The following is a 23,026-nucleotide window of genomic DNA, read 5'->3' as shown; positions in this document are numbered from 1 at the left end:
CCTCGAAAAGGCTCTGGTTGCCCGTGTGAACGATGTGCCGATAGGCACCTGCCTGCTGGTCCGCCACGAACTGGAACCGGCGCATGATCTGACACCGTGGCTGGCCGGGCTTGTCGTCGATGCCGGCCATCGAGGCAAGGGAACCGGCACCGCGCTGGTCAAGGCGATCGAAGCGCATGCGGCGTCAGCCGGCGTCGAGACGCTCTACCTCTACACTTGGCAAGCGCGCGAGTTCTACGTGGCGCTCGGCTGGGACGCGATCGAGCTGTGCGAACAGGACGGCGAAACGATGATGCTGATGTCGCGCCGGCTCGATCACAATGTGCCCAGGAGATAGCCGAGCGCGAAGGCCGCAATCAGCCCGGCCATGACGACAAGTCCACGCCTACCGCCGAGCGAATGCACGCCAACGCCGTACGGCTGTCGGGACAGGCTTCGGATCACTGTCGGCGACTTGGCATCGTTGCCGCCCAAGCCAACGCCTCGCATCTGCGGCAATTCGGCGAGTCGCTGCGTAACCAGTTCCCAATGATTGACGCCGGCTGGTTTTTCGGCGCGATCGAAGACATGCATGCGCTCGGCCAGCTGCACCACCGCGTCGCGGAACGCAGGGTCGATCTCGAGATCGCGCTCGGCCCGCTCGCGCTCGGCATCGTTCATCAGGCCCAGCACATAGTCGCCGGCCCTTGCGATACGGTCGCTCTCACCGGCCATGATCCGTGCCCTCCCCCTCTCCTCACCAGTGTGGCGGCTTGGTCACCGCACATCCGGTGCCGCCTGCTCTTCAAGCGCGAGGAAGCGGTCTGTCAGCGCATCAAGCTTGCGCTGCATGCGGTCGATCACCTTCCACTGCTCGGCGATCTGGCCCGACAGTTCCTCGATGGTCTTCTCCTGCTCCGCTGCGCGGATTTCCAGCGTCGTCAGCCGGTCGGCGGGCATGATCATGCAAAGTCCCCAGTTTGTACCGCGACACCTTGCGCCGCAACGTCAAATCGACCTCGCCATAGTAGCGAATGTGAGAGCTTCGGCCACGTTCGAAATTGACAAGCGCGCGGGGATTTGTCGAGAGTGGATGCTGCTCCGGACAATTGGCATGGGCGGAGCGCCATGCTAGGCGTTTTGACCAAGCGATAAAAAAATAAGAGTGGGACAGGCTGCATGGCGCAAGCCGCAATCGAACTGATCGGCATCAACAAGAGTTTCGGCGCGGTGCGCGCCAACCGCGACATCAATCTGGAGATCGCGCGCGGCACCATCCACGGCATCGTCGGCGAGAACGGCGCCGGCAAGTCGACGCTGATGTCGATCCTCTACGGTTTCTACCAGGCCGACAGCGGCGAGATCCGCGTCGGCGGCAAGCCGGCATCGATCAAGACACCCAACGACGCGATCGCGCTCGGCATCGGCATGGTGCACCAGCATTTCATGCTGGTCGACAATTTCTCGGTGCTGGAGAACATCATCCTCGGCGCCGAAACCGATGCGCTTCTGAAGAGCAGCATCGCCAAGGCGCGCTCCGAGCTTGACCGGCTGGAGCGCGAATACGGGCTGGACGTCGATCCCGATGCGATCATCGAAGAACTGCCGGTCGGCCTGCAGCAGCGTGTGGAAATCCTGAAGGCGCTTTATCGCGGCGCCGAAATCCTGATCCTCGACGAGCCGACGGGCGTTTTGACGCCGGCCGAGGCCGACCACCTGTTCCGCATCCTCAGGCAGTTGAAGGAACAGGGAAAGACGGTGGTGCTGATCACCCACAAGCTGCGCGAGATCATGGCCATCACCGACACCGTGTCGGTGATGCGTCAGGGCACGATGGTGGCGACCCGGGAGACCAGGAAAACCACCGTCGAGGAACTGGCCGAACTGATGGTCGGGCGGCGTGTCCTCTTGAGGGTCGAAAAGGGCGAAGCCGAGGCCGGTGCCGTCAAGCTCGCGGTCAAGAACCTGACGGTCAGGGATTCCCGTGGCGTCACCATGGTCGACGACGTCTCCTTCGATTTGCGCGCCGGCGAGATCGTCGGCATCGCCGGCGTTGCCGGCAACGGGCAATCCGAGTTGCTTGAGGCGATTTCCGGCATCAGGCACGCCGTTTCCGGTTCCGTGACGCTCGACGGCAAGCCGATCGATCTCACCGGCAAGGCCGATCCCGGCGAATTGCGCGACCGTGGCCTCGCCCACGTACCGGAAGACCGCCACCATGTCGGGCTGGTGCTGGCCTTCGAGGAGAACGAGAATTCCATCCTCGGCTACCACGACGATCCCCGTTACCTCAGGGGACCGTTTCTCAACATCGATGCCATCATGGCCGATGCCAGGGACAAGATCGAGAAATACGACATTCGTCCCGGCAATCCGCGCCTGAAGACGGCCAATTTTTCCGGCGGCAACCAGCAGAAGATCGTGCTCGCGCGTGAAATCGAGCAGGACCCCGGCGTGCTGATCGTCGGCCAGCCGACGCGGGGCGTCGACGTCGGCGCCATCGAGTTCATCCACAAGCGCCTGATCGCCATGCGCGACCAGGGTAAGGCGGTGCTGGTGGTCTCGGTCGAGCTAGACGAGATCCGCTCGCTCTCCGACCGCATCCTGGTGATGTTTGCCGGCCGGGTCGTCGGCGAGCGCGGCCCCGACGCGACCGAAGGCGAGCTTGGCCTGCTGATGGCCGGTGTCGAGCATCGGGAGGCGGCGCAATGAGCACGCCTTACGCCAAATTGCCGGCCTGGGCCGACTACGGGCTGATCCCGCTGATCAACCTGTCGGTCGCCTTCATCGTCGCTGGCTTCGTCGTCATGCTCGTCGGCGAAAACCCCTTCCGTGCCGCCGTCATCCTGGTCGAAGGCGCCTTCGGCAAGGGCACCGGCATCGCCTTCACCCTCTTCTACGCCACGACCTTCATATTCACCGGGCTTTCGGTGGCGGTGGCGGCGCATTGCGGCCTGTTCAACATCGGTACCGAGGGACAGGCCTACATCGCTGGCCTCGGCATCGCCATCGTCTGCCTTTCCTTCGACAGCACACTGCCCTGGTGGCTGACATTTCCGCTGGCAATCGTCGCTTCGGCGCTCGTGGGCGCATTGTGGGCGTTGATCCCCGCCTACCTGCAGGCCAAGCGCGGCTCGCACATCGTCATCACGACAATCATGTTCAACTTCATCGCCGCCTCGATCATGGTCTACCTGCTGGTCGGTCCGCTGAAGCCGGCAGGGTCGCAGGCGCCGCAGACGCGCAACTTCCTCGCCGGTGCGGAGCTGCCGAAACTGAACTGGATCATCGAATTGTTCGGCGCCAAGATCCGCTCGGCCCCGCTCAACATCTGCTTCCTGCTGGCGCTGGTGATGGCTTTCCTGGTCTGGCTGCTGATCTGGCGCACCAAGCTCGGCTATGAGATGCGCACCTATGGCCACAGCCCGAAGGCGGCCCGCTATGCCGGTATTTCGGAAACGCGCATCATCATCACAGCGATGATGATCTCGGGCGCGCTGGCCGGCATGATGGCGCTCAACCCTGTGATGGGCGACCAGCACAATGTCGCGATCGACTTCGTTTCGGGCGCCGGTTTCGTCGGCATCGCCGTGGCGCTGATGGGCCGCCTGCATCCGGTCGGCATCGTGCTGGCGGCGATCCTGTTCGGCATGCTTTACCAGGGCGGCGCCGAACTCGCCTTCGAGATGCCGGCAATCAGCCGCGACATGATCGTCATCATTCAAGGATTGGTCATCCTCTTCGCCGGCGCGCTGGAGCATATGTTCAGGCCCTATATCCAGGCTCTGTTCGCCTCGTTCAGCCCGAAATCGGTGGGCATGCAGGCTGTCAACGGGAAGGGCGCCTGAGATGGATATCTTCAACGCGATCATCCAGGTGCTGGACTCTACCATCCGCCTGTCGGTGCCGCTGCTGCTTGCCTGCCTCGCCGGCCTCTATTCGGAGCGGGCCGGCATTTTCGACATCGGCCTCGAAGGCAAGATGCTGGTCGGCGCCTTCGCGGGTGCTGCCGCGGCTTCCGTGTTCCATTCGGCGCTTATCGGTCTCGGCATGGCGATCCTGATCTCTGTCGCCTTCGCTTTGGTGCACGGCTTTGCCTCGATCACCCATCGCGGCAACCAGATCGTTTCGGGCGTTGCGATCAACTTCGTCGCCGCTGGATCGACCATCATTCTTGGCCAGGCATGGTTCCAGCAGGGTGGCCGCACGCCGGCGCTGCAACCGGGCGAACGATTCGAGGCGATCATCTGGCCCGGCGCCGATGCAATCAGGGGCGTGCCGATCATCGGTCCGATCTATGCCGAACTGATCTCCGGCCATTCGATCCTCGTCTATTTCGCCTTTGCGATGGTGCCGTTCACCTGGTGGGTGCTGTTTCGCACGCGTTTTGGCCTCAGGCTGCGCGCGGTCGGCGAGAATCCGGCCGCGGTCGACACCGCCGGCATCTCGGTCGCCTGGCTGCGCTATCGCGCGCTGATCTGCACGGGCATCCTGACCGGATTTGCAGGCGCCTATCTTTCGATGGTGCAGAATGGCGGCTTCGTGAAGGACATGACCGCGGGCAAGGGCTACATTGCGCTGGCCGCGCTGATCTTCGCCAAATGGAAGCCGGTCAACGCCATGTTCGCCTGTCTGCTGTTCGGTTTCCTCGACGCGGCGTCGATCCGCCTGCAGGGAACGCCGCTGCCCATTGTCGGCAAGGTGTCGGTGCAGTTCATGCAGGCCCTGCCCTATATCCTCACCGTCGTCCTGCTTGCCGGCTTCATCGGCAAGGCCATCCCGCCGCGCGCCGGCGGCGTGCCCTATGTCAAGGAACGCTAAAGGTCGACAGTTCGGCGCAGACGAAGCGCCGGGTTTTGGACACGATCATCGGAGAGAACACCTGAATGTCGCATGATCTGTTCGAAGCGGCCAAGGCCGCCATGGCCAAGGCTTATGCGCCCTATTCCAAGTTCCCGGTGGGTGCCGCCATACGCACCGAGGACGGACGCGTCTTCACCGGCGCCAATGTCGAGGTCGCCTCCTATCCGGAAGGCTGGTGCGCCGAGACCACCGCGCTTGGCCATTATATCATGGGCGGCGGCGGCAAGATCGTTGAAATCGCCGTCCTTGCCGAACGCATGGCCAAATGCTCGCCTTGCGGCGGCTGCCGCCAGCGACTGGCCGAATTCTGCCGCCCGGAAACGAAGCTCTATCTCTGCGACAACACCGGCGTGGCCGAAACCGTGACCATGGGCGACATGCTGCCCTACGGCTTCCGCGGCGACATCCTGAAATGAAGAGCTGGCTGATATGACGCAAAAAACGGTCGACCACCTTATCGAAAGGCTGGACGGCCTGGCGCCGTCGACCGCGCTTGTGCTGGGTTCGGGCCTGGGCGGCCTGGTCGACCGGATCGAGAATCCGATCCGCGTCTCCTATGCCGACCTGCCCGGCTTCCCCAGGAGCGGTGTCAGCGGCCACGCCGGCCAAGTGGTCGCCGGGCTGTTTGCCGGCGTTCCCGTGCTCATGCTGTCCGGCCGCGCCCACTACTATGAGCATGGGAACGCCGCGGCGATGCGTCCGGTGCTGGAAGTGCTCGCCGGCATCGGCATCACGAAACTGATCCTCACCAACGCGGCCGGCTCGGTCGATCCGGATATGCCGCCGGGTTCGGTGATGCTGCTCACCGATCATATCAACTTCTCCGGCACCAACCCGCTGATCGGCGAGCCCAGCGACCGCCGTTTCGTCGGCCTCACCGGAGCTTATGATGCCGGCATCCGCGACGCGATCGAAGGCGCGGCGAAGGCGACCGGCACTGCGCTTCACAAGGGCGTCTACATGTGGTTCTCGGGCCCCTGCTTCGAGACGCCGGCCGAAATCCGCATGGCGCGCATCATGGGCGCCAACGCCGTCGGCATGTCGACCGTGCCGGAAGTGATTCTCGCGCGTTTCCTCGGCCTTCGCGTCGCTGCCTGTTCGGTCATCACCAATTTGGCCGCCGGCATGACCGGAGCCGAGCTTTCGCACCAGGAAACCAAGGACATGGCGCCGGTTGGCGGATCGCGGCTGGCAACGGTGCTGCAGCGCGTGTTCCGTGACGGGCTGCTGGAGAGCTGATGCTTCCACAGGAAATCATCCGTCACAAGCGCGACGGCCACAGGCTGGCGCCTCACGAGATCGCCGCCTTCATCGACGGCGTGACGTCCGGTACCGTCACCGACGGCCAGGCCGCGGCCTTTGCCATGGCGGTGTTCTTCAACGGCATGAACCGCGACGAGGCGGTGGCGATGACGCTGGCCATGCGCGATTCCGGCGACGTGCTCGACTGGTCGGATTTGCCAGGCCCTGTCACCGACAAGCATTCGACGGGCGGTGTCGGCGACAATGTCTCGCTGATGCTGGCGCCGATCGTTGCCGCCTGCGGTGCCTATGTGCCGATGATCTCGGGCCGTGGCCTCGGCCATACCGGCGGCACGCTGGACAAGATGGATGCCATTCCCGGCTATATCAGCCAACCCGACATCACGCTGTTCCGCAAAGCCGTGCTGGAAACCGGCTGCGCCATCATCGGCCAGACCGCCGACCTGGCACCTGCCGATCGCCGGCTCTACGCCATCCGCGACGTGACAGGAACCGTGGAGTCCGTGCCGCTGATCACCGCATCGATCCTGTCGAAGAAGCTCGCGGCGGGCCTGCAATCGCTGGTGCTCGACGTCAAGGTCGGCAATGGCGCCTTCATGGAGAAATCCCGGGATGCGACCGCGCTTGCCAACAGCCTCGTCGAGGTCGCCAGCGGCGCCGGACTGAAAGTCTCGGCACTGATCACCGGCATGAACGAACCGCTTGCCTCCGCCGCCGGCAATGCCGTCGAGGTGCGCAATGCCGTCGATTTCCTGACCGGCCGCCTGCGCGACCGGCGGCTGGAGGACGTGACGCTGGCGCTGGCCGCCGAAATGCTGCAGTCGGCGGGACTGGTGTCGTCGAACCAGGACGGCATGCGCCGCGCCACCGAGACGCTCGCCAGCGGCCGCGCCGCCGCCACCTTCGCGCGCATGGTGACGGTGCTTGGCGGCCCCGCCGATTTCATCGAGAAGCCAGAGAAATATCTGTCGGAAGCAGCAACGGAAATCGCGGTGAAGGCGACGTCGGAGGGGTTCGTCACTGGCATCGCCACCCGCGACATCGGTCTCGCGGTCGTCGGCCTGGGCGGCGGGCGCACCCGGCCCGAGGACAGGATCGACCCCTCGGTCGGCATCACCAGGCTGCTGCCCATAGGCGCGGAAGTACACGCCGGAGATGCGCTGGCTCTGATCCACGCCCGCTCACCGTTAGATGCCGAGACGGCAGCCGCGACCGTGCTTTCAGCGTATGCGATCGGTGCTTCGAAGCCGGCCGCCGACAAGTCGGTCATCCGGCGGATTCTGCCGCGTGGCTGAGTGGACCTACTGAACCAGCAGCAATGTGCCGTTTTCGGCCTGGTATTTGCCGAGTCTGTTGAGAAAGCTCATGCCGATCAGGTTGGTGCGCAGTGCCCTGTCGTCGAGTACGATCGCCTGCACACCTTCGACGCTGATGCTGCCGATCTGCAAGCGATCAATCGTCACCACGGCTGCCTTGATGGTGCCGTTGGCGGTGTTGACTTCGTGGCTGAAATCGGAGGGATTGAGCGACAGTCCGATCCGGCGTGCCGTCGACATATTGACCGCGACCAGCGTCGCACCGGTGTCGATCATGCCGTCGACTTGACGGCCGTTGAGCCTGAAGGTCGACGAGAAGTGTCCGCGCCCGTCCGCCGCGACCACGACCTTCCGGCCGGTCGGCAGCGGCGCTACCGGCTTGTCGGGAACGGAGGCCAGGCTGACATCCGGTTGCGTCTCGGCCGCTGGCTTGGCCGTCACCGCCGATTTCAGCAGGTTTTCGAATATTCGCGGATTCGACTGGTAGACGACCGGGATCGATGCCGACGCACCGGCAAAGGCGCTGAGAATGAGAAGCTTGCGCAGCATGGATCGGCCCTTGTGAAGAGCTGATCATTAGCGCCGGGTGGTGTTTGCCGCTTTAACGCGCGCCTGAACCACGTCTTTGCGTAAACGCCTGGTAAAAAATACCAAGCACATTGCTCGGTATTACTTCGTCCCGTACATGCGGTCGCCGGCATCGCCAAGGCCGGGCATGATGTAGCCCTTCTCGTTGAGCTGGCGGTCGATGGACGCGGTGAAGACCGGAACATCCGGATGCGCCTTGGTAAAGCGCTCGATGCCTTCGGGCGCCGCCAGCAGGCACAGGAAGCGGATGTTGGTGGCGCCGCGCTCTTTCAACTTGTCGATCGCCGCGATCGCCGAATTGGCTGTCGCCAGCATCGGGTCGACGACGATGACCAGTCGGTCGGCGAGGTCGCTCGGCGCCTTGAAGAAATACTCGACGGCCTCCAGCGTTTCATGATCGCGGTAGAGGCCGACATGGGCGACGCGGGCCGCCGGCACCAGGTCGAGCAAACCTTCGAGCAAGCCGTTGCCGGCGCGCAGCACCGAGGCGAAGACCAGCTTCTTGCCCTCCAGCGTCGGAGCCTCCATCGTCTCCATAGGCGTTTCGATCGTTGTCGTCGTCAGCTCGAGATTGCGGGTGACCTCATAGCCGAGCAGCAGCGATATCTCACGCAGCAACCGCCGGAAGCCGGCCGTCGAGGTCTCCTTCTTGCGCATGATGGTCAGCTTGTGCTGGACAAGCGGATGATCGACGACGGTGACGCCCTTCATGATGTGCTCCGACGGAATAGTGAGTGGTGAACAGTGAGTAGTGAATAGTGAGCCGATTTGCGAGTCCCTGCGTCAGTGAAAGCGCCGGCCTTCAACCGCTCGATGCGTGCACCGCCACTACCGACTACCGACTACTCACTGTTCACCGAACTTTCGCGTCCAACCGACTAAGAAGCGCTGTCTTGGTCTTCCTGTCGACGAAGGCGGCTTCGATGGCGGTTCTGGTGACGGCGGCAAGCGCCTTTTCGCTCATCGAGAAATGTTCGGCGGCGATATCGTATTCGCGCTTCAGCGAGGTCCAGAAATAGGGCGGGTCGTCGGAGTTGAGCGTCACCTTGCAGCCGGCCGCCCGCAGGGCGGGAAAGGGATGGTCGGCGAAACTGTCGAACACCTTGAGGGCGATATTGGAGCCGGGGCAGCATTCCAGCACGACGCCCTGGTCGGCGATACGCCGGACAAGGTCGGGGTTTTCGATGGCGCGCACGCCATGGCCGATGCGCGACGGGCGGATATGGTCGAGTGCCGCCTGGACGGTTTCCCAGCCCGTCAGTTCGCCGGCATGGACGGTGATGCCGAGCCCGGCCTCGCGCGCGATCTCGAAAGCCCTGACATAGTCCTCCATCTCGCCCATGCGCTCATCGCCGGCGACGCCGAACCCGGTGACCAGCGGATGGCCACAGCGCGCCGCGAAGCGTGCCGCGCGCTCTATCGACTCGACACCGACATGGCGCACGCCGGTGACGATCATACGCCCCTCGATGCCGGTTTTTGCCTTGGCGCGCAGCATGCCTTCGCCGAGCGCATCGGTGTAGGCCTTGGGTGACAGCCCGGCTTTCGTCGCGTGGTCGGGCGAGGTGAACACCTCGGAGTAGATGGCGCCATCGCGGGCCAGGCTGGTCAGATAGTGGTCGGCCAGCCGCGCATAATCCTCCTCGGTCCGGAACAGGTCGGCGGAGAAGTCATAGGCGGCGAGAAAGGAGGTGAAATCGTGCCAGACGAAAGAACCGTTCTGGATATAAGGCGAGGTGTCCTTGCCGTATTTCTGCGCTTGGCGAATGACGAGATCGGGCGCCGCTGCCCCTTCGATGTGGCAGTGCAGTTCCGCTTTCAGAGGCATTCAAACATCCCGTCGGTCAGTCCAGGTCTTGAAACCCACCACCTGGAAGCGCGGCTGAACACCGCGCCTTAAACAATAGCGCCCGCATCATCGATCGGCTATGGTCCCGCCGGTTTTATGACGGATCAAAAAAATGTCAGTTGAGAGAACCACGGCCGCCGGCGGCATGGAAACCTCCTATGGTTTCAAGCGTGTAGGGAAAGGCGAGAAGCAATCCCTGGTCAACGATGTTTTCCACAAGGTCGCTGACCGCTACGACCTGATGAACGATTTGATGTCTGCTGGCCTGCACCGGCTGTGGAAGGATGCCATGGTCGCCTGGCTCAATCCGCCCAAGCGCGCGGGCTGGCGCGTGCTCGACGTTGCCGGCGGTACCGGCGACATCGCCTTTCGCATCGTCGATGCCAGCCATGGCCATGCCCATGCCACCGTGCTCGACATCAATGGCTCGATGCTCGCCGTCGGGCGCGACAGGGCCGATAAGAAGGGATTGTCCGGCAACACCGATTTCGTCGAGGCCAATGCCGAGGAACTGCCCTTCCCCGACGCCAGCTTCGACGCCTACACCATCGCGTTCGGCATTCGAAATGTCCCGCATATCGACGTGGCCCTGGGCGAGGCATTGCGCGTGCTGAAGCCCGGCGGCCGTCTCCTGTGCCTGGAGTTCTCCGAGGTCGAGATGCCGCTGCTCGACAAGGTCTACGAAGCCTGGTCGTTCAATGCCATCCCCAGGATCGGCAAGTTGGTCACCGGGGACGGCGAGCCCTATTCCTATCTGGTCGAATCGATCGCAAAATTCCCCAATCAGCAAAACTTCGCGGCGATGATTTCTCGGGCCGGCTTCGACCGCGTCTCCTTCCGCAACTATTCCGGCGGCATAGCGGCCCTGCATTCGGGCTGGAAGCTTTGAAGCCGTCGCCGATCTTCCTCACGCGACGAGCCTTGCGCCAGTTCGATGAACCGGTAGGGCGGACGTGGCCATGAGCACCGTCAGCGCGGCGTTCCGGCTCGTACGGGCCGGTTGGGTGCTGGTGCGCGAGGGCGTCGTTGCCGCCTTGCCCGGCGAGGAACTATCCGGCCTGCCGAAATTCGGCTGGCGGCTGGCGCGGCTGTTCACCCGCCGCCGCGCGCTCGCCTATGAGCGCAGCGATCGGCTGGCCAAGGCGGTGGTCCGGCTCGGCCCATCCTACGTCAAGCTTGGCCAGTTCCTGGCGACGCGGCCCGATGTCGTCGGCAACGACATGGCGCTCGATCTCGCCATGCTGCAGGACAAGATGCACACCTTCCCGACGGCCGAAGCGGTCGCCGCCATCGAAGCCTCGCTCGGGCGCAAACTCGGCGATCTTTATAAGCAATTCGGCGACCCGGTCGCCGCGGCTTCCATCGCTCAGGTCCATGCCGCTGAAACCGTCGATGGTGGCGTCGCCAGGAAGGTAGCGGTCAAGGTCATCCGGCCGGGCGTGCGCCGCCGCTTCTTCCAGGACCTCGAAAGCTATTTCCTCGCCGCCCGCCTGCAGGAGAAATACATACCGTCGTCGCGCCGGCTGAGGCCGGTCGAGGTGACCGAGACGCTGGCGCAGACCACCAGGATCGAGATGGACCTGCGCCTCGAGGCGGCCGCGCTCTCGGAACTTGGCCAAAGCACCAGGGAAGACCCTGGCTTTCGCGTCCCTTCGGTGGACTGGGAACGCACCGGCCGCGACGTGCTGACCATGGAATGGGTCGACGGCGTCAAGATGAACGACATCGCCGGCCTGCAAAGCGCCGGCCATGACCTGAAGGCAATCGCCACCAACCTCATCCAGTCCTTCCTGCGCCATACGCTGCGCGACGGCTTCTTCCACGCCGACATGCATCCGGGCAATCTGTTCGTCGAGGCGAACGGCACCATCGTCGCCGTCGATCTCGGCATTGCCGGGCGCCTCGGCAAGAAGGAGCGCCGCTTCCTCGCGGAGATCCTCTACGGCTTCATCACACGCGACTATCTGCGCGTCGCCGAGGTGCATTTCGAGGCCGGCTATGTGCCGCGCCAGCACAATGTCTCTGCCTTCGCGCAGGCGATCCGCGCCATCGGCGAGCCGATCCATGGCCAACCCGCCGAAACCATTTCGATGGCCAAGCTTCTGACGCTGCTGTTCGAGGTGACCGAACTCTTCGACATGGCGACACGGCCGGAATTGATCCTGCTGCAGAAGACCATGGTGGTTGTCGAGGGCGTGGCGCGCACGCTCGATCCGGCTTTCAACATGTGGAAGACCGCCGAACCGGTGGTCGGCGGCTGGATAGCCGGGAACCTCGGGCCGCGCGGCCTGCTGGCCGACGCGCGCGACGGCGGCAAGGCAATACTGACGCTGATCCGCCAGGCGCCGGAACTCGCGGCCCGTACGGAACGGCTGTCGCGAGAGATCGACCTGATGGCCGAGCACGGCCTGCGCTTCGATGAGGCGACCGCCCGCGCCATAGGCAAGGCCGAAGCGCGCTACAGCCGTTCCGGCCGTGTCGCATTATGGGTGATCGCGCTGACGCTGGTCTACATTGCCTGGCAGCTTCATTAGGCCCGTATTCGCGGCAAGCCAGCTGCTTGCGGCAATTTGATTGCATTGCTATCATCGCCATCAAGCGGGATGAGTAGAGTGCAATCACATGGCCAGCATCACGATCCGCAACCTGGACGATGAGGTCAAGGAGTTGCTGCGCCGGCTGGCCGCGGAAAACGATCGCTCCATGGAAGAACAGGCGCGGGTGATGATCCGGGCCGCCGTCGACAGCCAGGTCGGCCCTGTTGGCCGTCTCGACCAGATCGAGAAAGCGCTGCACGAACTGGCCACCTCGCAAGGCACCCCGACCCCGGCGTCAGCATTAGCAGGCAAGAGCTTGCCGCGAGGCACGCTTTCCAACAGGCGCATCCTGCTTATCATCGGCGGCGGCATCGCCGCTTACAAGGCGCTCGATCTCATTCGCCGGCTGCGCGAGCGCGGCGCGGCGGTGCGCGTCGTCATGACATCGGCGGCGCAGGAGTTCGTCACCACGCTGTCGGTCGGCGCGCTCTCCGCCGACCATGTCTTCACTGACCTGTTCGACCGCAATGATGAGCACGATGTCGGCCACATCAGGCTGTCGCGCGAGGCGGACCTCCTGGTGGTGGCGCCCGCCACTGCCGACCTGATGGCCAAGCTCGCCAATGGCCATGCCAGCGATCTGGCCTCGACCGTGCTCATCGCCACCGACAAGCCGGTGCTGATGGCCCCGGCGATGAACCCCAGGATGTGGTCGCATCCCGCCACCCGCCGCAACCGCGCGAGCTTGGGCAAGGACGGCATCACCTTCGTCGGCCCTGCCAAGGGTGAGATGGCTGAGAGCAATGAGGCCGGCGAAGGCCGCATGGCCGAACCGCTTGAGATCGTCGCCGCGGTCGAGGCGCTGCTCGATGCCGGCCCCAGGCCACTGGCGGGGCGCAAGATCATCGTCACGTCAGGCCCGACGCACGAGCCGATCGACCCGGTGCGCTATATCGCGAACCGCTCGTCCGGCAAGCAGGGCCACGCCATCGCCGCGGCACTGGCAAGGCTCGGCGCCGATGTGCGCCTCGTCTCCGGTCCCGTCACCATCGCCGATCCGGCCGGAGTGAAGACCCTCCATGTCGAACGGGCGCAGGAGATGCGCGACGCGGTGGAACAGCTTCTGCCCGCCGACGCCGCGGTGTTCGTCGCCGCCGTTGCCGACTGGCGCACCGAGAATTCAGCCGGTGAGAAGATCAAGAAGGTCGCGGGCGAAGGCCCGCCGGTGCTGCGCATGGTCGAAAACTCCGACATCCTGGCGGGTGTCGGCCATCACAAGCAGCGACCAGGCCTAGTCGTCGGCTTTGCCGCCGAGACGCAGGATCTCTTGCGCAACGCCGAGGCCAAGCTCACGAAGAAAGGGGCCGATCTCATCGTCGCCAACGATGTGTCGCACCAAAGCGGCATCGGTCCTTCAGGCGTGATGGGGGGTGATCGCAACCGGGTGCGGATCGTGTCGAAGGCCGGCGTCGAGGAATGGCCTGAAATGACCAAGGACGAGGTAGCGGCACGGCTTGCCGCGCTCATCGCCGAGCGGTTGAAAATCATCGTCGTCTGACAAGTGCCGGCGGAAGCGTTTGCCGCCAACATCCTGTCGCTTGCGGTGAGCCAAGCCGTCAGTTGGCCAAAAGCTCCGCCGTGCGGGCAAGCGCACCGCCGAAGCCATTGAGCGGGATGGAAAAGCTTATGACTTGCCCCGTATCGGCCGCGAACGCATCGATCTTGAGCGTGGTGCCGTTCTTGAGCAGCGGCGTGACATTGGCATCGAACGCCACCGGCACCAGGCAGCCGACCACCTGGCAGGTGCTGAACGGCAGGCTGCCGTCGAGCTTCTGATCGTCGATGGTCAGCGCGACACCCTTGGCAAGCGCCAGACCGAAAGGCAGGGCAAGCGTTCCGGTCGCATCCTCGCCGGTCTTGCTCGACAGCTCGATCGCCAAAAGTCGTTGGTTGCTTTGCTTGTTGAACTGCTGGTGCGACAGGCTGCAGACCTTGTTCGTGCCCGATATCTGGCAATTGACCGTCCAGTCGCCATGGGTTTCGGACAAGGCCGAAGCACCACCCGGCAGTTGCGGCACGTCAGCTGCGGCGGGCGGCGTTGCCGCCACCTTGTCGCCCTTGGTTTGCGCCGTCATGGCCGGCAGGCCTGCGATGCAGGCAGCACCCAGCACTGCTGCAAAATACGCGTATTTCCTCATCAACATCTCTCCCGCCCGGCTCCGCCTCGAGCCAGCCTAGAAACTGACCTTGAAAGACGCGCTGACTGCATTCTGTTTGACCGTTTCCCCGAAGGCGCCATTATATCTGACGGACATGATGACGCCATCGACGCAATTCAGCTCGAGGCCGGCGCCGACCCGATAGAGCGGCGAATCGATCGCCTCCGTCAAGTGCAATGCGGGGGTGCCAGCAGATTCTCCGCCGCGCCGAAGCGGCCTTCGATCTCCCACTCCTTGGTGGAAAAAAGTTGAAACCTGCAACCGACCCTTCTTCCTTGCCGGAAACACGCAGTCAGCGCGGGTGGCAGCCCTTGAGCGGGCGCGGTTGGTGTGAGGGTGATCGGCATTCTCGCATGGCATCGTCGGGCAAAAGCCCTATATATCTGGTGTGATGAGATTTTTTTGCAGGAATAGATGGATGTGTGCGCGTCGTTCATCGATGATATCAACATTGGTGGTGCTGGCTGGAGCGGTTTGCGCCGGCTTTGCGATGCCCGCTTCCGCGCAGGTGCTCAATCCCACGGTCAGAAACAACACAGTCATCCAGCAGAACGATCTGCAGGCGTTGCAAAACCGGGTTCAGCGGCAGCAGTTTCAGCAGCAGCAACAGCAGTATCGTGCCCAGGATCGCATCATCGTCCAGCAACCGCCGCCGGTCGTGCCGCAGGTTAGGCCGAGCTGCCAGACGCAGATAATCGGCAACACCGCCGTGAGCACCTGCCGCTGACGAACGGCAGCTTCTTTTATTTAGCCGACTTACATGATAGGGCACTTCAGGTGCCCCTGCGGCAGTTTGGATTTTGCAAAGGCGTCGCAGCACGCTAAGGGGCATTGCAGCGACTGGATTATCGAGATGGCAGCCACCAAGAAAAAGACCGTACGCCAAGCCAAGAAAGGCGAAAGGATCCGCCAGGTGGCGGCGATCCCCTTCCGGCTGAATGCGCATGGCGGCATCGAGGTGATGCTGGTCACATCGAGAACCACGAGACGCTTCATCGTGCCCAAGGGATGGCCGATGAAAGGCAAGAGCGGGCGCAAGGCAGCCACCATCGAGGCACTGGAGGAAGCCGGCGTGCTCGGCAAGACGCTGAAGCAGCCGGCGGGCACCTATTCCTACTGGAAACGTTTGGCCAACCGCTTTGTCCGCGTCGACGTCGTCGTGTTTCTGCTGGAAGTGACGGAAGAGCTTGCCGATTGGCAGGAAGCCAAGCGGCGGCAGCGGGCCTGGCTGGCGCCGGCCGACGCCGCGATGCTCATCGACGAGCCCGATCTCTCGACGCTGGTGAACACCTTGAAGTTTCCCGGACCCGCGCCGCTCGAGCAGGCATAAGCCTCAATTGTCCGCGCCCTCATCTTCAGGAAGCGGCCGTGCCGGCGGGCCGCTATAGGCCCACAGCCATTCGCGCGGCAGCGGCCCCTTGTTGCGCTCGGACTGCTGAGATTGCTCCCAGGCATGCGCCAGGATGCCGACGGAACGCGACAGCACGAAGAGCCCGCGCGTCAGCGGCGGCGGAAAGCCGAGTTCGCCATAGATGACGGCGGTGGCGCCATCGATGTTGAGCGGGATTTTTTTGCCCTTGCGCCGCGCGACGTCGGCCTCGATCGCCTCGGCAATGTCGGCAAAGCGGCCGTTGACCACGCCACGCGCGGCAAAATCTCTGACCAGTTCCAGCAGGCGCGGCGCGCGCGGATCGACAGGATGGAAGCGATGGCCAAGCCCCGGCACATAGCCCTTCTCCTGCCCGAAGAGCCGGTCGAGACGTGTCGAAACCGCTTCGTTGAGGCCCATGCCGCCATCGAGCGCCACGGCAATATCGCCATAGAAGGAAAGCGCCTGCTCGCCGGCGCCACCATGCACGTCGCCCAGCACGTTGATGGCCGAGGCCATGGCGCTGTTGATGCCGACGCCGCAGGTCGCCGCCATGCGGGCGATGGCGATCGACGGCGCCTGCGGCCCGTGGTCGACGGCCGCCCCCAAGGCAATGCCGAGCAGTGCCGCCTCGTCCTCGCTGGGCAATTCGCCACGCAGCATCAGCCAGATGACAGCCGGGAAGCTGACGCGGCCGATCAGGTCCTGGATCTCGTAGCCGCGGAGCCGGATCACACCGGGGCTCATCTCGATGATGCCGGTCTGCCACCATTCCTCGCCGCGCGCGCGGCCTGTTTTCTTCTCCACGCCGCTCATGTCAGGGCCTTTGCCTTGGCGCGCGGCGGCAGGCTGGCGAACACCTCGTCCATGTGCTCGCCCAGCACAGGCGGCGGCCGCGTCGGCAACGGTGCCGTACCGTCTACCATGAACCCGCCGCGCAGGACGGTCAGCGGCCCATCCATGCCAGCCACATCCTCGAAACGAGCCGTCACCTGGCGTTCGAGCACTTGTGGTTCGGTCAGCACTTGCGGGATCGTCAGTACCCGGCCCGCCGGCACGCCGGCTCGGTTGAGCGTCTCTTCCCAAATTGCCGCCGGATCGCTTGCCAGAGCATCCTCGATCTCGACCTTGAGCGCGGCACGGTTCTGCTTGCGGGTCTCGCGCTCGGCAAAGCGCGGGTCCGACGCCAGTTCCGGCCGTCCGATCAGCCGGCACAGCGTCACGAACTGCTCCTGCTTGTTGGCGGCGATGTTGATGAGCCCGTCGCCGGTGCGGAAGGCGCCGGAGGGAGCCGCCGTCATGTTCTCATTGCCCATCGGCTTGGGATCGACCCCTGCCGTCAGGTAATTGGAAACAGGCCAGCCAAGCGCGGAAAGCGTGCATTCGAGCATCGACACGTCGAGGAACGCGCCCTCGCCCGATGTCTTCTGCCTGACCAGCGCCGCGGCGATCGAGAACGCGCCGACCAAGCCTCCCAGCGTGTCGGCGACGGGATAGCCGACGCGCAGCGGCGCGGTTTCCGGCGTGCCGGTTATGCTCATGATCCCGGAAAGACCCTGGATGATCTGGTCATAGGCCGGGTTGTCGCGCATCGGCCCGCTCTGCCCGAAACCCGATATCGCGCAATAGACGAGGCCCGGGCGGACCGCCCTCAGCATCTCGTAGTCAAGCCCGAGGCGTTTCATCACGCCGGGCCGAAAATTCTCCACCAGCGCATCGGCGCTGGCGACCAGGTCGAGGAAGCGCCCGCGATCCGTGTCCTTCTTGAGGTCGAGCATGACCGATCGTTTGCCGGCGTTCTGGGCCAGAAAGGATGCGCCCATGCCGGCATTGTTGAGCTTTGGAGAGCCGCCGAGCTGGCGCGCCAGATCGCCGCCTTGCGGCCCCTCGACCTTGATCACGTCGGCTCCCAGCAAGGCCAGCTGATAGGCACAGTACGGCCCGGCGAGCACATTGGTCAGGTCGAGGACGCGGATACCGGAAAGCAGGTCTGTCATACCTTTTCAGATCGCTCAGGCATCGCCCGGCACATGTTCGGGACCGCGCCGCCGCCGGTTTTCGATGAAGGCCCAGACATGCGGCCCGACCAGGCCGATGAAGGCGAGCGTCAGCAGGGTCAGCGACAACGGATGCTTGTAGAACACCGACCAGTCGCCGTTCGAGATGGTCATCGCCCGGCGGAACTGGGTTTCGGCAAGCGGTCCCAGGATCATGCCGATGATGACGGGCGCGGTCGGAAAATCGAACCGCCGCATCAGGAAGCCCGCGGCGCCCAGGAGATAGAGGATGACGAGATCGATCGGCGACTGCGAGATGCCATAGGTGCCGACAGTGGCGAACACCAGGATCCCCGCATAAAGCTGCGGCGCCGGGATCTTCAGCAGCCGCACCCACAGGCCGATCAGCGGCAGGTTGAGGATGACCAGGATGACATTGGCGATGAACAGGCTGGCGATCAGGCCCCAGACAAGGTCGGCTTGTGTCGTCAGGAGCAACGGCCCCGGATTGATGCCGTAGCTCTGGAAGGCCGAGAGCATGATCGCCGCCGTCGCCGAGGTCGGCAGCCCAAGCGTCAGCATCGGCACCAGCACGCCGGCGGCGGACGCGTTGTTGGCGGCTTCCGGCCCTGCAACGCCTTCGATGGCGCCGACCGTACCGAACTCCTGCTTGTGCTTCGACAGTTTCTTTTCGATGGCATAGGACAGGAAGGTCGGGATCTCGGCGCCGCCGGCCGGCATGGCGCCGATTGGGAAGCCGATCGCCGCTCCCCGCAGCCAGGCCTTCCACGAACGCCCCCATTCGGCCGCCGTCATGTAGAGCGAGCCTTTCAGCGGCACGATCTCGTCTTTGCCGGCATAGCGGCGCGAGGCCATGTAGAGCGTCTCGCCAACCGCGAACAGGCCGACGGCGGCGATGATGACGTCGACGCCGTCGAGCAACTCGGTCATGCCGAAGGTGAAGCGCGGCTGGCCCGTCTGCAGATCGACGCCGATCATCCCGATTACAAAGCCGGCAAACAGGCTGGTCAAGCCTCGCACCGACGACGACCCAAGCACCGCCGAAACAGTGATGAATGCCAGCACCATCAGCGAGAAATACTCCGCCGGGCCGAAGGCCAGCGCGAACTTGACCACGACCGGGGCCAGGAAGGCGACGCCCAGCGTGCCGAGTGTGCCAGCGACAAAAGAGCCGATCGCCGAGGTGGCGAGTGCTGCGCCGCCGCGGCCGGAGCGGGCCATCTTATTGCCTTCCAGCGCCGTCACGATGGTTGCGCTCTCGCCCGGCGTGTTGAGCAGGATCGAGGTCGTCGAGCCGCCATACATGGCGCCGTAATAGATGCCGGCGAACAGGATGAAGGACGCCTCCGGCGCCACCTGATAGGTGATCGGCAAGAGCAGCGCGATGGTCAGTGCTGGCCCAAGACCAGGCAGCACGCCGATGGCGGTGCCAAGCGTCGTGCCGAGTAGGCACCACAAAAGATTGGTCGGGCTGAAAGCGACCGCGAAACCGTGTGCGAGATGGCCGAGCGTATCCATGGCGTCAGCCTCCCAGCGTGCTGGTGAACGCGTCGATCACCATGTTCAGCTGGTTCTCGACGAAACCAGCGCCGATGTTGACGCCGAGCGCCTTGGCAAAGCCGAAATAAGCAGCCAGCGCCAGCACCAGGCCGGTGAGCACATCGCGCAGCGTATGCCTGCTGCCGAAGCCGTAGCAGACGAGAACGAACATGATGACCGACGCGGCGGTGAAACCGAGCGGCTGGATGAGCACAAGATTGGCCAGCAGACCGATAACGACGAAGCCCATCGCCTTCCAGTCGGTCGGCGTTTCCTTTTCCTCCTCCGGCTGCCAGCCGCCGCGAAGCGCGGCGAGGATGAGCAGCAGGGAAAGCACAACCAGGCCGACCATGGTCAGATAGGGAAAGACGGTCGGACCAACCTTGGAATAGAGCGGCGAGACCGGGATCGCCAGCGTCTGCCAGGCGACGGCCCCGGCGCAGGCCAGGAGGCCGACGCCGATCAACAATTCCGGTACGGCAAGTCGCGGCGGCACTGCCTGCTGGTCGGTGGTGCTCATGAATGTCCTCCCCGCTATGGATGGCTACGATCTGGTGGCCAAAACAGCCGCCTCCAGCAGCCGGCTTCGTCGTACCTTCACGCTGCATGGCCGCATGCGATCGATGCGTCGAGAAAAGGAGGAGGCGGCACGAGCCGCCCCCTTGGGGAAATCAGGCGAGACCGAGATCCTTGAGGATGGCCTCGATGCGAGCCGAATCCTCAGTGACGAATTTCGCATAGTCGTCGCCGGTGAGCAGGATGGACGTCCAGTTGCGGTTCTTGCATTCGGTCGCCCATGCATCGCTCTTGGCCATGGTTTCGACCAGCGTGATCATCGCCGCCTTGTCGGCGTCGGAAATGCCGGGCGGCGCGAAGACGCCGCGCCAGTTGAACAGTTCCACATCGATGCCGGCTTCCTTGAGCGTCGGCGCGTCGATGCCGTCCTGACGCTTGTCGGCCGAAATGGCGAGCAGCCTGAGCGCGCCCGCCTTGACTTGCTCGGAGAACTCGCCGAAGCCGGAAATGCCGGCCGCCACCTGGTTGCCGAGCAATGCCGACAGAGCTTCGCCGCCGCCCGCGAACGGTACATAGGAGAGGCTGGGAGCCGGAACGCCGACCGTTTTGGCGATCAGGCCGAACAGGATGTGGTCGGACCCACCGGCCGAGCCGCCCGCGACAGGAACCTTCGTCGGATCGGCCTTGAGTGCCGCGACGAAATCGGCGGCCGTCTTGAACGGCGAGTCCGCCGGCACCACCAGCGCCTCGAACTCCCCGGTGAGACGGGCGATGGGCGTGACTTGGGTCAGGTTGTTGGCCGCCTTGTTGGCGATGATGGCGCCCACCATGACCATGCCCGCGACCATGAGCGCATTGCCTTTGCCGCTCCACTGATTGATGAACTGCGGCAGCCCTACCGTTCCGCCGGCACCACCGACATTGGTGATCTGCGAGCCGGAGATGAGCTTCTCGCCGCGCAGCACCTGATCCATCGTGCGCGCCGTCTGGTCCCAGCCGCCGCCGGGCGCCGCCGGCACGAAGATCTGGACTTGAGGCGCACCTTCGGCGAAGGCGGGTGAGAAATGCGATGCCACCAGCCCGGCCGCGCCAGCCGCCGCCGTACTCATCAAAAATCTGCGTCTGTTCAGCATGGGATTCCTCCAGATCACGACACCTCCTCCGGTGCCTGCCAAAACGCGCCTGTTCACAGACCCGTGATCAAGTTCAAGCAGATTTTACCGTGTTCCGTCAACAGGAACGACATTCTGCTGGACAGAACGGTCCGGTGGCGCGACAGAGTGGTTCCGCTCGGGCTTCACCGAATTGGGAACCGCAATGGACCTACCAGGCAACTCGGCTGATGCGGAAATCCGGCGCACCTCCGTCGAAGGTGTTGCGGCACTCGACCGGGCGATCGCCATCCTCGATGCCTTCAGCACGGCCGAACGCTCGCTAAGTCTTGCTGAAATCGCGATGCGCACCGGTCTTTACAAAAGCACGATCCTGCGGCTCGCCAATTCGCTGTTGCGCGGGCAACTGCTCGAGCGCCTGGACGATGGGCGCTATCGCGTCGGACCCGCCGCCTTTCGGCTGGGCGCGCTTTACCAGCGTTCGGTGGTGGCGATGGACATCCTGTTGCCGATCATGCGCGATCTCTCCGAACGAAGTTGGGAGAGTGTTGCCTTCTACGTCCGCTCGGGAGACGTGCGCACCTGTCTCTACCGGGTCGAATCCAAGCATCCAATCCGCTACACGATACGCGAAGGCGACGTATTGCCTCTGCTGGCCGGCTCGGGCGGGCGCGTGCTGGCGGCCTTTTCGGGACAGCAGGGCGAACCCTACGAAACCATCCGCAAAACGTGCAATTGTCTCGCTGTGGGTGACCGCGACCCCGAAACGGCAGGCGTCTCGGCGCCGGTTTTCGGGCCGGGACACGCGCTGCTTGGCGCCTTGACGCTGGCTGGTCCAAGCACGCGCGTCGACGCTGCGTTCCTTGAGCGCATGAAGCGCCCGCTGCTCGAGGCGGCGGCCCGCGCCACTCGGGCCTTCGGCGAGGATGCCTCCATGCTGGAGCAGGCGAGCCTCGCGACGGCGGCTTTGCCCTAGCTCCCGCGGTGATGGCGTCGGAAAGGCCTCCAACCTCCGTTCGCCGCCTTGTAGGGAAGCTGCCCCCAAGGCCGGCTGCGGCAGGTCAAGGTGTGCAGCGGTTTTCCGTCCGGATTGCGCGTTTGTAGCGCCTGGCCGGGTGATTGTCGGCGCCCTCGCCTCGCCTGACACCCCTCAGGGCAGCCGCTCCAGCAGCATGGTCGGCGCATCATGATAGAGGGTCTGCGTCAGCTCGATATAGCCGCACTTCCTGGCGACGTTCAGCGAAGCCGAATTTTCGGGATCGATGATGCAGACGGTTCTGGCACCTCCGAACGTCTCGTCGCCCCAGCCATGCAAGCGGCTGACGATCTCCGTGGCAAGGCCGGCGCCGTGCGCGGCCGGTGCGAGCGCCCACCCCGCCTCGGGGATGCCTTCGATCGACGGCTCCATGTCGCGCTTCAGATCGTGGAACCCGGCCTCACCGATGAAACGGCCGGTCGCTTTCTCCTCGATGGCCCAGAAGCCGTAGCCAAGCAGCGACCACAGGCCGGCATGGCGCAGGAAGCGCATCCAGCTTTCCTCACGCGTGCGCGGCTTGCCGCCGATGAAACGGGTGACGACGGGGTCGGCCCACATGGCGGTATAGGCGTCGAAATCCTTCAGTTGGTGCGCCCTTAGAATGGTTCGCTGGGTCTCGATGACCGGAACACCGTGCGGATTTTTCATGACGATATGCCTCGCTGATCTTCAGCGCTTAGCAAATCGCTGGTGCGGGGCAAGGGCCAGGGGGATACGCGCCATCATCCAGGGAAGGCCTAGTAATCGAAGCAGAACTTCAGCCTGCCAGACCATATTCATGTAGACACCACCACGCTGCAATTCATCCAGCATCTGGTCGAG

General features: G+C 64.1%; 24 protein-coding genes and 1 pseudogene. 13 read left to right on the top strand and 12 right to left on the bottom strand.

The window, feature by feature from the left end; translation table 11 throughout:
* Positions 1-25: 25 nt before the first annotated feature.
* Positions 26-337: a GNAT family N-acetyltransferase gene (locus FJ954_RS14290; RefSeq protein WP_246677742.1), complete on the top strand. Its 312-nt coding sequence runs from the start codon at positions 26-28 to the stop codon at positions 335-337.
* Here the strand turns inward: FJ954_RS14290 and FJ954_RS14285 are convergent.
* Entirely contained in the window at positions 316-714 is a 399-nt protein-coding gene (locus FJ954_RS14285) for a hypothetical protein (RefSeq protein WP_015315757.1), read from the bottom strand. The two genes, FJ954_RS14290 and FJ954_RS14285, sit on opposite strands and share 22 nt — an antisense overlap.
* 22 nt (positions 715-736) lie before the next feature.
* Positions 737-942, bottom strand: a pseudogene (locus tag FJ954_RS14280) (SlyX family protein).
* Between the two features lie 216 nt (positions 943-1,158).
* Here FJ954_RS14280 and FJ954_RS14275 point away from each other — a divergent pair.
* The 6 genes from FJ954_RS14275 (at position 1,159) to deoA (ending at position 7,400) form a co-directional block, all read left to right on the top strand.
* Positions 1,159-2,691: an ABC transporter ATP-binding protein gene (locus tag FJ954_RS14275; protein ID WP_140661734.1), complete on the top strand. Its 1,533-nt coding sequence runs from the start codon at positions 1,159-1,161 to the stop codon at positions 2,689-2,691.
* A complete protein-coding gene (locus tag FJ954_RS14270) occupies positions 2,688-3,827 on the top strand; it encodes an ABC transporter permease (protein ID WP_015315755.1) in 1,140 nt (379 codons plus the stop codon). The genes FJ954_RS14275 and FJ954_RS14270 overlap by 4 nt, the downstream gene beginning before the upstream one ends.
* Before the next feature lies 1 nt (position 3,828).
* On the top strand, positions 3,829-4,800 hold the full coding sequence (locus FJ954_RS14265; protein WP_140661733.1) for an ABC transporter permease: 972 nt from the start codon (positions 3,829-3,831) through the stop codon (positions 4,798-4,800).
* Positions 4,801-4,865: 65 nt separating this feature from the next.
* The gene (cdd, locus tag FJ954_RS14260) at positions 4,866-5,258 is read left to right on the top strand and encodes a cytidine deaminase (RefSeq protein WP_140661732.1); all 393 of its coding nucleotides are present in this window, start codon (positions 4,866-4,868) and stop codon (positions 5,256-5,258) included.
* Positions 5,259-5,271: 13 nt separating this feature from the next.
* Positions 5,272-6,081, top strand: coding sequence for a purine-nucleoside phosphorylase (locus FJ954_RS14255; RefSeq protein ID WP_140661731.1), 810 nt, complete (start codon positions 5,272-5,274; stop codon positions 6,079-6,081).
* Positions 6,081-7,400, top strand: a complete 1,320-nt coding sequence (gene deoA / locus FJ954_RS14250) for a thymidine phosphorylase (RefSeq protein ID WP_140661730.1) — start codon at positions 6,081-6,083, stop codon at positions 7,398-7,400. The genes FJ954_RS14255 and deoA overlap by 1 nt, the downstream gene beginning before the upstream one ends.
* Positions 7,401-7,406: 6 nt before the next feature.
* On the opposite strand, the gene FJ954_RS14245 is transcribed toward deoA, so the two are convergent.
* The 3 genes from FJ954_RS14245 to FJ954_RS14235 all read right to left on the bottom strand — a co-directional run bounded on the left by FJ954_RS14245 (position 7,407) and on the right by FJ954_RS14235 (position 9,837).
* Positions 7,407-7,970 (bottom strand): TIGR02281 family clan AA aspartic protease, encoded by a 564-nt coding sequence (locus FJ954_RS14245; RefSeq protein WP_140661729.1) that lies wholly within the window; start codon positions 7,968-7,970, stop codon positions 7,407-7,409.
* Positions 7,971-8,090: 120 nt separating this feature from the next.
* The gene (gene upp, locus FJ954_RS14240) at positions 8,091-8,720 is read right to left on the bottom strand and encodes a uracil phosphoribosyltransferase (RefSeq protein ID WP_015315749.1); all 630 of its coding nucleotides are present in this window, start codon (positions 8,718-8,720) and stop codon (positions 8,091-8,093) included.
* Positions 8,721-8,862: 142 nt separating this feature from the next.
* Positions 8,863-9,837 (bottom strand): adenosine deaminase, encoded by a 975-nt coding sequence (locus FJ954_RS14235; protein WP_140661728.1) that lies wholly within the window; start codon positions 9,835-9,837, stop codon positions 8,863-8,865.
* Between the two features lie 133 nt (positions 9,838-9,970).
* Between FJ954_RS14235 and ubiE the strand changes: the two genes are divergently transcribed.
* The 3 genes from ubiE (at position 9,971) to coaBC (ending at position 13,953) form a co-directional block, all read left to right on the top strand.
* The gene (gene ubiE / locus FJ954_RS14230) at positions 9,971-10,747 is read left to right on the top strand and encodes a bifunctional demethylmenaquinone methyltransferase/2-methoxy-6-polyprenyl-1,4-benzoquinol methylase UbiE (protein ID WP_140661727.1); all 777 of its coding nucleotides are present in this window, start codon (positions 9,971-9,973) and stop codon (positions 10,745-10,747) included.
* Between the two features lie 70 nt (positions 10,748-10,817).
* The gene (ubiB, locus tag FJ954_RS14225; RefSeq protein WP_140661726.1) at positions 10,818-12,392 is read left to right on the top strand and encodes a 2-polyprenylphenol 6-hydroxylase; all 1,575 of its coding nucleotides are present in this window, start codon (positions 10,818-10,820) and stop codon (positions 12,390-12,392) included.
* An 88-nt stretch (positions 12,393-12,480) separates the two neighbouring features.
* Positions 12,481-13,953, top strand: a complete 1,473-nt coding sequence (gene coaBC, locus FJ954_RS14220) for a bifunctional phosphopantothenoylcysteine decarboxylase/phosphopantothenate--cysteine ligase CoaBC (RefSeq protein WP_210243318.1) — start codon at positions 12,481-12,483, stop codon at positions 13,951-13,953.
* Positions 13,954-14,011: 58 nt separating this feature from the next.
* On the opposite strand, the gene FJ954_RS14215 is transcribed toward coaBC, so the two are convergent.
* On the bottom strand, positions 14,012-14,593 hold the full coding sequence (locus FJ954_RS14215; RefSeq protein ID WP_140661725.1) for an invasion associated locus B family protein: 582 nt from the start codon (positions 14,591-14,593) through the stop codon (positions 14,012-14,014).
* A gap of 439 nt (positions 14,594-15,032) precedes the next feature.
* On the opposite strand from FJ954_RS14215, the gene FJ954_RS14210 reads away from it, so the two are divergent.
* Positions 15,033-15,341, top strand: coding sequence for a hypothetical protein (locus FJ954_RS14210; RefSeq protein ID WP_140618839.1), 309 nt, complete (start codon positions 15,033-15,035; stop codon positions 15,339-15,341).
* 126 nt (positions 15,342-15,467) lie between these two features.
* Positions 15,468-15,944, top strand: coding sequence for an NUDIX hydrolase (locus FJ954_RS14205; RefSeq protein WP_140618841.1), 477 nt, complete (start codon positions 15,468-15,470; stop codon positions 15,942-15,944).
* A gap of 3 nt (positions 15,945-15,947) precedes the next feature.
* Here FJ954_RS14205 and FJ954_RS14200 read toward each other — a convergent pair whose 3' ends face one another.
* The 5 genes from FJ954_RS14200 to FJ954_RS14180 all read right to left on the bottom strand — a co-directional run bounded on the left by FJ954_RS14200 (position 15,948) and on the right by FJ954_RS14180 (position 21,189).
* Positions 15,948-16,799, bottom strand: a complete 852-nt coding sequence (locus tag FJ954_RS14200) for a citryl-CoA lyase (protein WP_140661724.1) — start codon at positions 16,797-16,799, stop codon at positions 15,948-15,950.
* Positions 16,796-17,980 carry a CoA transferase gene (locus FJ954_RS14195; RefSeq protein WP_140661723.1) on the bottom strand — a complete coding sequence of 395 codons (1,185 nt, stop codon included), beginning with the start codon at positions 17,978-17,980 and terminating at the stop codon, positions 16,796-16,798. The genes FJ954_RS14200 and FJ954_RS14195 overlap by 4 nt, the downstream gene beginning before the upstream one ends.
* 15 nt (positions 17,981-17,995) lie before the next feature.
* Positions 17,996-19,519, bottom strand: a complete 1,524-nt coding sequence (locus FJ954_RS14190; protein WP_015315738.1) for a tripartite tricarboxylate transporter permease — start codon at positions 19,517-19,519, stop codon at positions 17,996-17,998.
* 4 nt (positions 19,520-19,523) lie between these two features.
* Entirely contained in the window at positions 19,524-20,060 is a 537-nt protein-coding gene (locus FJ954_RS14185) for a tripartite tricarboxylate transporter TctB family protein (RefSeq protein WP_140661722.1), read from the bottom strand.
* 151 nt (positions 20,061-20,211) lie between these two features.
* Positions 20,212-21,189, bottom strand: coding sequence for a tripartite tricarboxylate transporter substrate-binding protein (locus FJ954_RS14180; protein WP_140661721.1), 978 nt, complete (start codon positions 21,187-21,189; stop codon positions 20,212-20,214).
* 184 nt (positions 21,190-21,373) lie between these two features.
* On the opposite strand from FJ954_RS14180, the gene FJ954_RS14175 reads away from it, so the two are divergent.
* Positions 21,374-22,144 carry an IclR family transcriptional regulator gene (locus FJ954_RS14175; protein ID WP_140661720.1) on the top strand — a complete coding sequence of 257 codons (771 nt, stop codon included), beginning with the start codon at positions 21,374-21,376 and terminating at the stop codon, positions 22,142-22,144.
* A 174-nt stretch (positions 22,145-22,318) separates the two neighbouring features.
* Here FJ954_RS14175 and FJ954_RS14170 read toward each other — a convergent pair whose 3' ends face one another.
* Positions 22,319-22,852 carry a GNAT family N-acetyltransferase gene (locus FJ954_RS14170; protein WP_140661719.1) on the bottom strand — a complete coding sequence of 178 codons (534 nt, stop codon included), beginning with the start codon at positions 22,850-22,852 and terminating at the stop codon, positions 22,319-22,321.
* Between the last annotated feature and the right edge of the window lie 174 nt (positions 22,853-23,026).

It is taken from the genome of Mesorhizobium sp. B2-3-15 (assembly GCF_006442875.1).
Taxonomy (GTDB): domain Bacteria; phylum Pseudomonadota; class Alphaproteobacteria; order Rhizobiales; family Rhizobiaceae; genus Mesorhizobium; species Mesorhizobium australicum.
This window is presented reverse-complemented; position numbering and strand designations above follow the sequence as displayed.